At 73.6% G+C, this 6,193-nt stretch carries 7 protein-coding genes; 2 read left to right on the top strand and 5 right to left on the bottom strand.

What is annotated here, in order from left to right; translation table 11 throughout:
- Positions 1 to 46 precede the first annotated feature (46 nt).
- The 4 genes from ACFU7Y_RS10920 to ACFU7Y_RS10905 all read right to left on the bottom strand — a co-directional run bounded on the left by ACFU7Y_RS10920 (position 47) and on the right by ACFU7Y_RS10905 (position 3,664).
- Complete coding sequence (locus tag ACFU7Y_RS10920; protein WP_224276891.1) at positions 47 to 718, bottom strand: LytR C-terminal domain-containing protein; 672 nt, start codon at positions 716 to 718, stop codon at positions 47 to 49.
- Between the two features lie 275 nt (positions 719 to 993).
- On the bottom strand, positions 994 to 1,290 hold the full coding sequence (locus ACFU7Y_RS10915; protein WP_063348635.1) for a type II toxin-antitoxin system VapB family antitoxin: 297 nt from the start codon (positions 1,288 to 1,290) through the stop codon (positions 994 to 996).
- Positions 1,291 to 1,743: 453 nt separating this feature from the next.
- Positions 1,744 to 2,910 (bottom strand): hypothetical protein, encoded by a 1,167-nt coding sequence (locus tag ACFU7Y_RS10910; RefSeq protein WP_380767451.1) that lies wholly within the window; start codon positions 2,908 to 2,910, stop codon positions 1,744 to 1,746.
- Positions 2,911 to 3,004: 94 nt separating this feature from the next.
- Positions 3,005 to 3,664 carry a rhomboid family intramembrane serine protease gene (locus tag ACFU7Y_RS10905; RefSeq protein WP_224276871.1) on the bottom strand — a complete coding sequence of 220 codons (660 nt, stop codon included), beginning with the start codon at positions 3,662 to 3,664 and terminating at the stop codon, positions 3,005 to 3,007.
- A gap of 93 nt (positions 3,665 to 3,757) precedes the next feature.
- Between ACFU7Y_RS10905 and ACFU7Y_RS10900 the strand changes: the two genes are divergently transcribed.
- Together ACFU7Y_RS10900 and ACFU7Y_RS10895 are read left to right on the top strand one after the other, a co-directional pair.
- The gene (locus tag ACFU7Y_RS10900) at positions 3,758 to 4,276 is read left to right on the top strand and encodes a YbhB/YbcL family Raf kinase inhibitor-like protein (RefSeq protein WP_224276872.1); all 519 of its coding nucleotides are present in this window, start codon (positions 3,758 to 3,760) and stop codon (positions 4,274 to 4,276) included.
- Between the two features lie 3 nt (positions 4,277 to 4,279).
- On the top strand, positions 4,280 to 5,170 hold the full coding sequence (locus tag ACFU7Y_RS10895; RefSeq protein ID WP_380767448.1) for a hypothetical protein: 891 nt from the start codon (positions 4,280 to 4,282) through the stop codon (positions 5,168 to 5,170).
- Here the strand turns inward: ACFU7Y_RS10895 and ACFU7Y_RS10890 are convergent.
- Complete coding sequence (locus ACFU7Y_RS10890; RefSeq protein ID WP_224276877.1) at positions 5,167 to 6,132, bottom strand: YafY family protein; 966 nt, start codon at positions 6,130 to 6,132, stop codon at positions 5,167 to 5,169. The genes ACFU7Y_RS10895 and ACFU7Y_RS10890 overlap by 4 nt on opposite strands.
- Positions 6,133 to 6,193 lie beyond the last annotated feature (61 nt).

The following is a 6,193-nucleotide window of genomic DNA, read 5'->3' as shown; positions in this document are numbered from 1 at the left end:
CCCCGGCACTGCGTCTGCCGGGGGGCTCTCGGTGTTTCGGTGTCCCTCAGCAGCTGCCGGTGGTGGTCGGGGCGGGGGAGGGCTTGGTGGCCAGCGCGAGGGCGGCGGCCGCCTGGGTCTCGTCCAGCAGGGCGTTGTAGCTGTCGCCGATCACGAAGTCCACGCTGCCGTCGGTGCGGGCGTCGGCGGTGACGGCGGCGCCGGCGATCTGCGAGCCGACCAGGGTGCCCGCGCCGGCGCCGGCCGGACCGGCGATCACCTGGGCGGTGCCGGGCACCTTCTTGTCGAGCTCGGCCGGGGCGTTGCCGACCTTGCCGATGACGAAGCCGCGCTTCTTGAGCTCCTCGGCCGTCCGGCCGGCCAGACCGGCCTTGCTGGTGGCGTTGTAGACGTTCACGGTGACCGCGGCGGGCTGCGGGACCGCGTGCGGGTCGCCCTGTGCGGCGGCGGGCGACCCGGAGTCGCCCGGGGCCCCCGGCGACGGGGCGGCCAGCGGCTTGCCGGACTGGGTCGCGCAGGCCTGCGCCGAGGCGTTCTTGTTCCTGCCGCTGAAGATGTCGTACAACTGCAGGCCGCCGAGCGCGATCAGGGCCAGCGCGAGCAGGCCGGCGAGCACGCCGATCACCTTGCGGCTCTTCTTCGGAGGCCGCCCCAACCGCGGGTAGGTATTGCCGGTGACCCGGTACTGCTTCCCCTTGAGGCCTTGGGGAGTCAACATGCTCACGGTTTGTCTCCCCCTCGTGCCAGGGCGGGGTCGGGATGACGGATCGGCCGGATGGGGACTTCCCCCGGTGCGGGCGGAATCCCCTGGTCGTGGCCGTAGTCAGCAGCGTAGTGCCGTACGCCGTCGAAGGTACTAAACGATCATCATCTGGCGTACCCCCGGTACCCGAAAGGGGGTACCGGGGGTACGGGTGGACCGCCCTCCGCCGGATGGCGAGGGGCGGTCCGGAAAGCCCGTGGCGGTCCGACGGTCCCTGTGGCGGGGGTCCGTCACTCCATTTCGAGGACGCGGGCGTGCAGCACCTGGCGCTGCTGCAACGCGGCCCGGACGGCCCGGTGCAGGCCGTCCTCCAGGTAGAGGTCGCCGCGCCACTTCACCACGTGGGCGAAGAGGTCCCCGTAGAACGTCGAGTCCTCGGCCAGAAGGGTTTCGAGGTCGAGTTGTCCCTTGGTGGTCACCAGCTGGTCGAGTCGCACCGGGCGCGGGGCGACGTCAGCCCACTGGCGGGTGCTCGTCCGGCCGTGATCCGGGTACGGCCGCCCATTGCCGATGCGCTTGAAGATCACACGGAAAGCCTACCGTTTGGGCGGCGGATGGCGCAGCAGCCGCGGCCCCGCCACGCGCGCCGGAGTGAACTGCGGGTGGACGAATGCGGCTGTTTGATGGGAAATGTCGCGAACATCGCCCCGGTGCCGATCGGGTTTCGTGCCGATGCGGAAGCGTTCCGAAGCGTTCCGATCCGCTCAGGAGTGTGTACCGCTGTCCTCCGGCCTCACCCCACCGGCCGTCCGGGAGATCGCCGAGGGGCGCCTGCGCCGGTCCCGCCCTCGACCTCGGTGCGGTGTTGCCGGACGGCACCGCGCACCGGACGCCCGGGTGTGCATCCGGCCGGGCGTGCCCGACCGGCACGGGCCGGTCGCCGGGGCCACCGGCACCGGCAGGACCAGGACGGGCGGCAGCTCGGGCCGAGGAGATCCGACGCCGCCTGTTCGGGACGTCCGGGCGGCGGCGCTGGCCGGTCAGCCGGAGAGCGCGGCGCCGATCCGGTCCAGGGAGGACAGCCGCATCAGGCCGTAGTGGTAGAACTCCACCTCGGGGACGCCGAGTTCGCGAAGAGTGGTGATCTTGGCGGCGAGGTTCTCCGGGCCGTCGCAGTCGGAGGACATCGGGCGCAGGATCACCGCCATGGACTGCGGACGGACGCCGTGCAGGGCGAAGGCGGCGATCTTCTCCCGGACCGCCTCCGGGGTCTTCGCGTAGCCGAGGGTCTCGATCTGGTCGGCGGTCCTGGCGAGGGCGGGCAGGTCGATGCCGGAGAGCCAGCCCGTGCCCGGGCCGCCGCCGTCCATGAAGCTCACCCGCATGCCGTGCCGGCGGGCCTGCTCGGAGAGCTCGGCGGCCAGCGAGGTGACGGTGGCGGCGGAGGCGTCCACGTAGGCGGCGAAGGCGCCGTCGGCGAGGGCGCTCAGGTCGGCGGGCTCGGCGGCGGCGGACTCGTCGGCCAGCCGGCGGCGCAGCTCGGTGCGGACCGCCTCGGCCACCTCCTCGGCCGGGACGCCGGTGCCGGTGGCGGCGGCGCGGCAGTGCGGGCAGAAGCAGACCCCGAGCAGGGCCTCGGCGGTCGGGCCCAGCTCCTCGAAGTAGCGCTCGTGGTGGTAGCCGTGGCGCAGCCCGTGGAAGTGCAGGGACTCGGCGCGGATCGCGTCCACGCCGTACCGGGCCAGTTCGGCGACCAGGGTCAGGGCGTACTCCCGGACCTCCGGGTTCGCCGGGCAGAGCTCGGTGAGGTGGCGGTCGCCGAAGGCGTTGGCCGGGGAGCAGTCGGGGTGGGCGAAGCCGAGCCGGTCGTTGTGGCAGAAGACCGTCCAGGCGTGCAGCTTCAGGCCGCGGCGGCGGGCCTCCTCGGCGGCCTCGGCGAAGGGGTCGCGGTCGCCGATCGCGGTGGACGGCAGGGGGGCCAGCCGGCGGCCCTGCCAGGCGGCCGGGTCGGGGCGGAAGTACGCCGCGCCCGGCTCCAGGTAGCGGACCACCCGGCGGGGGTTGTGCGGGAAGACGTCGCGGGCCTCGTGGTAGACCGAGGCGAGGGTGACGCCGCCGACCCCGGCGCGGTCGGTGAGGTTGCCGAAGAAGGTGTCGGCGCCCTCGTCGAGCAGGTCGGTGGCGAAGGCGAGGACGGACGACTCCACGGTGCGGCTCCGGAGCTGGGGGAGGGGGAGCGGCCCACGCTAGCCGCAGGGCCGGGATTGGTCTATACCTGATGTCCCGGGCGGCCCGTCGGCCTCACAGGCCGAGCTCGTCCAGCTGCTTGAGCAGGGCGGAGCCGGGGCTGTTCGGGGCGCTCGCCTGCTGCGGGGGCTGCTGCGCGGCCGGCCGGTTGCGCAGCAGGACGGCGGCGGCCAGCCCGCCGATCAGCCCGCCGAGGTGGCCCAGCCAGCTGACGCCCGGGGTGAGCGGCAGCACCCCGATCAGGATGGTCGAGTAGACCACCGCGACGGCGAGGCCGACCACCGCGTCCAGTACGTTGCGGTCCAGGACCCCGCGCAGCACCACGTAGCCCAGGTAGCCGTAGACCATGCCGCTCGCACCGGCCGTCACGGTGTTCGGGCTCTCCAGCAGCCAGACCAGCAGCCCGCCGGACACCAGGATCACCAGGCTGGCCAGCAGGAACTTCTTCATGCCTCGGTAGGCGGACAGGAAGCCGAGCACGAACAGCGGCCAGGAGTTGGCCTCGATGTGGCTCCAACTGAAGTGCAGGAACGGCATGGTGAACATCTCGGGCAGGTCGTCGACCTGCTCCGAGCGCAGGCCGAACTCCCGCGACAGCCCGTAGTCGTCCAGCCAGTTGACCACCTGTACGGACCAGATGACGGCCTGGATGCCGAGCATGGTGAACAGTGCGCGGCGTGAGTCGGCGAACAGTTGGGCGAATTTGGCGGCCATGCCTCGACTGTAGGGCCTGCCACTGTCCGGCGGGATCGGACGTGCACCCCACTACAGTGACTCGTGTCATTCCGACCATGAGAGGGCAACCCCATGAGTGAGCGCGCGCCGCTGCCGTACGAGTTCCTGCCGCAGGTGCCGTCCTTCCCGCTGAGCAGCCAGGACATCACCGAAGGCGGCACGCTGGGCCGGGAGTTCATCCACGCCGGCGGCAACCTCTCGCCGCAGCTGGCCTGGTCGGGCCTGCCGGAGGGCACCCGGAGCATCGCGGTCACCTGCTACGACCCGGACGCGCCGACCGGCTCCGGCTGGTGGCACTGGCTCGCCCTCAACCTGCCCGCCGACACCACCGGACTGCCGCGCGGCGCCGGCTCCTCGGACGGCAGCCTGCCCGGCGAGGCCTCCTTCCACGGCCGCAACGACTTCCCGGGCAACCAGTACGACGGTGCCGCCCCGCCGCCCGGCGCCCCGCACCGCTACGTCTTCGCGGTGCACGCGCTGGACGTGGAGAAGCTGGACGTCGCCGCCGACACCCCGCCGGCCCAGGTGGGCTTCAACCTCGTCTTCCACAGCCTGGGCCGGGCGCTGCTGACCGCCGAGTACGGCGTCTGAGCAGTGTCGGTATCCGATCGTCCGGTCGAGGTCTGGCGGCTGCCCGAGGAGGAGTGGAAGGCCGGCCGCCGGGCCCTGACCTGGACGGTGGGGCCGGACGGGGAACTGGCCGTCCTGGTGGTGCCGGAGCAGTACGTGGCACCGGCCGGTTCGTGGCCGTACGCCCGGCTGCCGTTCGACGGCGAGGTGGTGGTGCACGGCCCGCAGGGCGAGTGGCGGATGCCGCTCACCGGGGCCGGGGTCTCGCCGGACCTCCTGGCGCTGCTGCCGGGCGGGCGGGTGCTGCTGGCCGGGCGCCGGGCCGACGAGCAGGCGGACGGCTGGGAGCGCAACGGCCAGGTGTTCGGGCCGGACGGCCGGCTGACCAGGGAGCTGCAACTCGGCGACGACGTCGTGGCATTGACCACCGACCGGGACGGCCGGATCTGGCTGGTCTTCGGGGACGAGGGCAACTACGGCGACAACCCGCTCGGCCGGTGCGGCCTGGTCGGGCTGGACACCGCCGGGCGGATCGTCTGGCGGCCGGACTTCAAGGACCTGGGCGACCACCCGCTGGAGGGCCTCGCCGCCGCCACCGAGGGACGGCGGGCCTGGCTGGCCTGGTACGGCGACAGCAGCCACCTCACCGGGATCGACCCCGCCGAGGCCAGGCCGGTCGTCATGCGGCTGCCGGCCCGGCAGCCGGTGGGCTTCGCGATCGCCGGGGACCGGGCCGTGTTCCTCCAGCCCGGCGGCGAGCTGATCCGGTGCGAACGGGAGAGCCGGAAGGGCTGGCGGGAGGTGCGCCGCGAGCGGGTGGGCGTCCTCGGGGACCTCGACCGGGAGCGCGCGTACGGCCGGGACGGCGTGCTGTGGTTCCGGTCCGGCAACGGCTGGTTCCGGGTGGAGGTCTAACCCTCCTGGCCCGCCGCGTGGTGGGCGCGGGCGGCGAGCCTGCGCAGGTGCTCGCGCAGTGCCGGCGGCTCGTGCACCTCGAAGGCGCAGTCCAGCGACAGCAGCCGCATCGCCGTCCACTCCAGGGAGTCGGAGCGGGAGCGCAGGAGGCAGCTGTGCTCGTCGATCGGCGTGACCTCGGAGTCGCCCGGCCTGAGGCCGTGGCGGACCCGCTCGGCCGGGGCGTGCACGGTGGCGACCACGGTGCCGCTCGGTGACGGGCGGCGCAGCTTGCCCGCCACGTACGCGGCGGCGTCCTCGGCGGGGAGCGGGCGCGGGGTGAAGCGGACGCCGGTGGCGGTCGGGCCGCTCAGCCGGTCGACCCGGAAGAGCCGCCAGTCCGCGCGGTCCAGGTCGTAGCCGACCAGGTACCAGCGGCGGCCGACCGAGACCAGCCGCTCGGGCTCGACCTGCCGCCTGCTCTCGGCGCCGTCGTACGCCCGGTAGCCGAAGCGCAGCCGTTCCCGGGCGGTGACGGCGCGGGCGAGCACGGTGAGATCCTCCGGGTCGACGGTCGGGCCGTCCCCGGTGAGCAGCGGCACGGTCGCGGAGTTGAGCGTCCCGACCCGCTGCCGCAGCCGGCCCGGCAGCACCTGGAGCAGCTTGCCGAGCGCCCGTACCGAGGCCTCCTCGATGCCGACCACGGCGTGCCCGGCCGCCGCGCGGAGCCCGACCGCGATGGCCACCGCCTCCTCGTCGTCCAGCAGCAGCGGGGGCATCGCCGTGCCCGCGACCAGCCGGTAGCCGCCGACCGCGCCCATGCTGGCCTGCACCGGGTATCCCAGCTCGCGCAGCCGGTCGATGTCGCGCCGGATGGTGCGGGGGCTGACGCCGAGCCGCTCGGCGAGCTCGCTGCCGGGCCACTCGCGCGGCGTCTGGAGCAGGGACAGGAGGCTCAGCAGCCGGGCCGGGGTGTCGCTCATGCCACCCAGCATGCCGGAACAACTGGGACAGGTCCTGACCTACATGGCCGTTACTGTCGTG

The organism is Kitasatospora sp. NPDC057542, assembly GCF_042801945.1.
Classification (GTDB): Bacteria; Actinomycetota; Actinomycetes; order Streptomycetales; family Streptomycetaceae; genus Kitasatospora.
The sequence above is the reverse complement of the archived record's forward strand: the minus strand, read 5'-3'. Positions and strand labels throughout refer to the sequence as shown.

What these genes read in the sequence shown, in the direction of transcription:
- ACFU7Y_RS10920 (WP_224276891.1), bottom strand. Translation starts at nt 718, where the DNA reads ATGTTGACTCCCCAAGGCCTCAAGGGGAAGCAGTACCGGGTCACCGGC.
- ACFU7Y_RS10905 (WP_224276871.1), bottom strand. Translation starts at nt 3,664, where the DNA reads ATGGCCGCCAAATTCGCCCAACTGTTCGCCGACTCACGCCGCGCACTG.
- ACFU7Y_RS10900 (WP_224276872.1), top strand. Translation starts at nt 3,758, where the DNA reads ATGAGTGAGCGCGCGCCGCTGCCGTACGAGTTCCTGCCGCAGGTGCCG.
- ACFU7Y_RS10890 (WP_224276877.1), bottom strand. Translation starts at nt 6,132, where the DNA reads ATGAGCGACACCCCGGCCCGGCTGCTGAGCCTCCTGTCCCTGCTCCAG.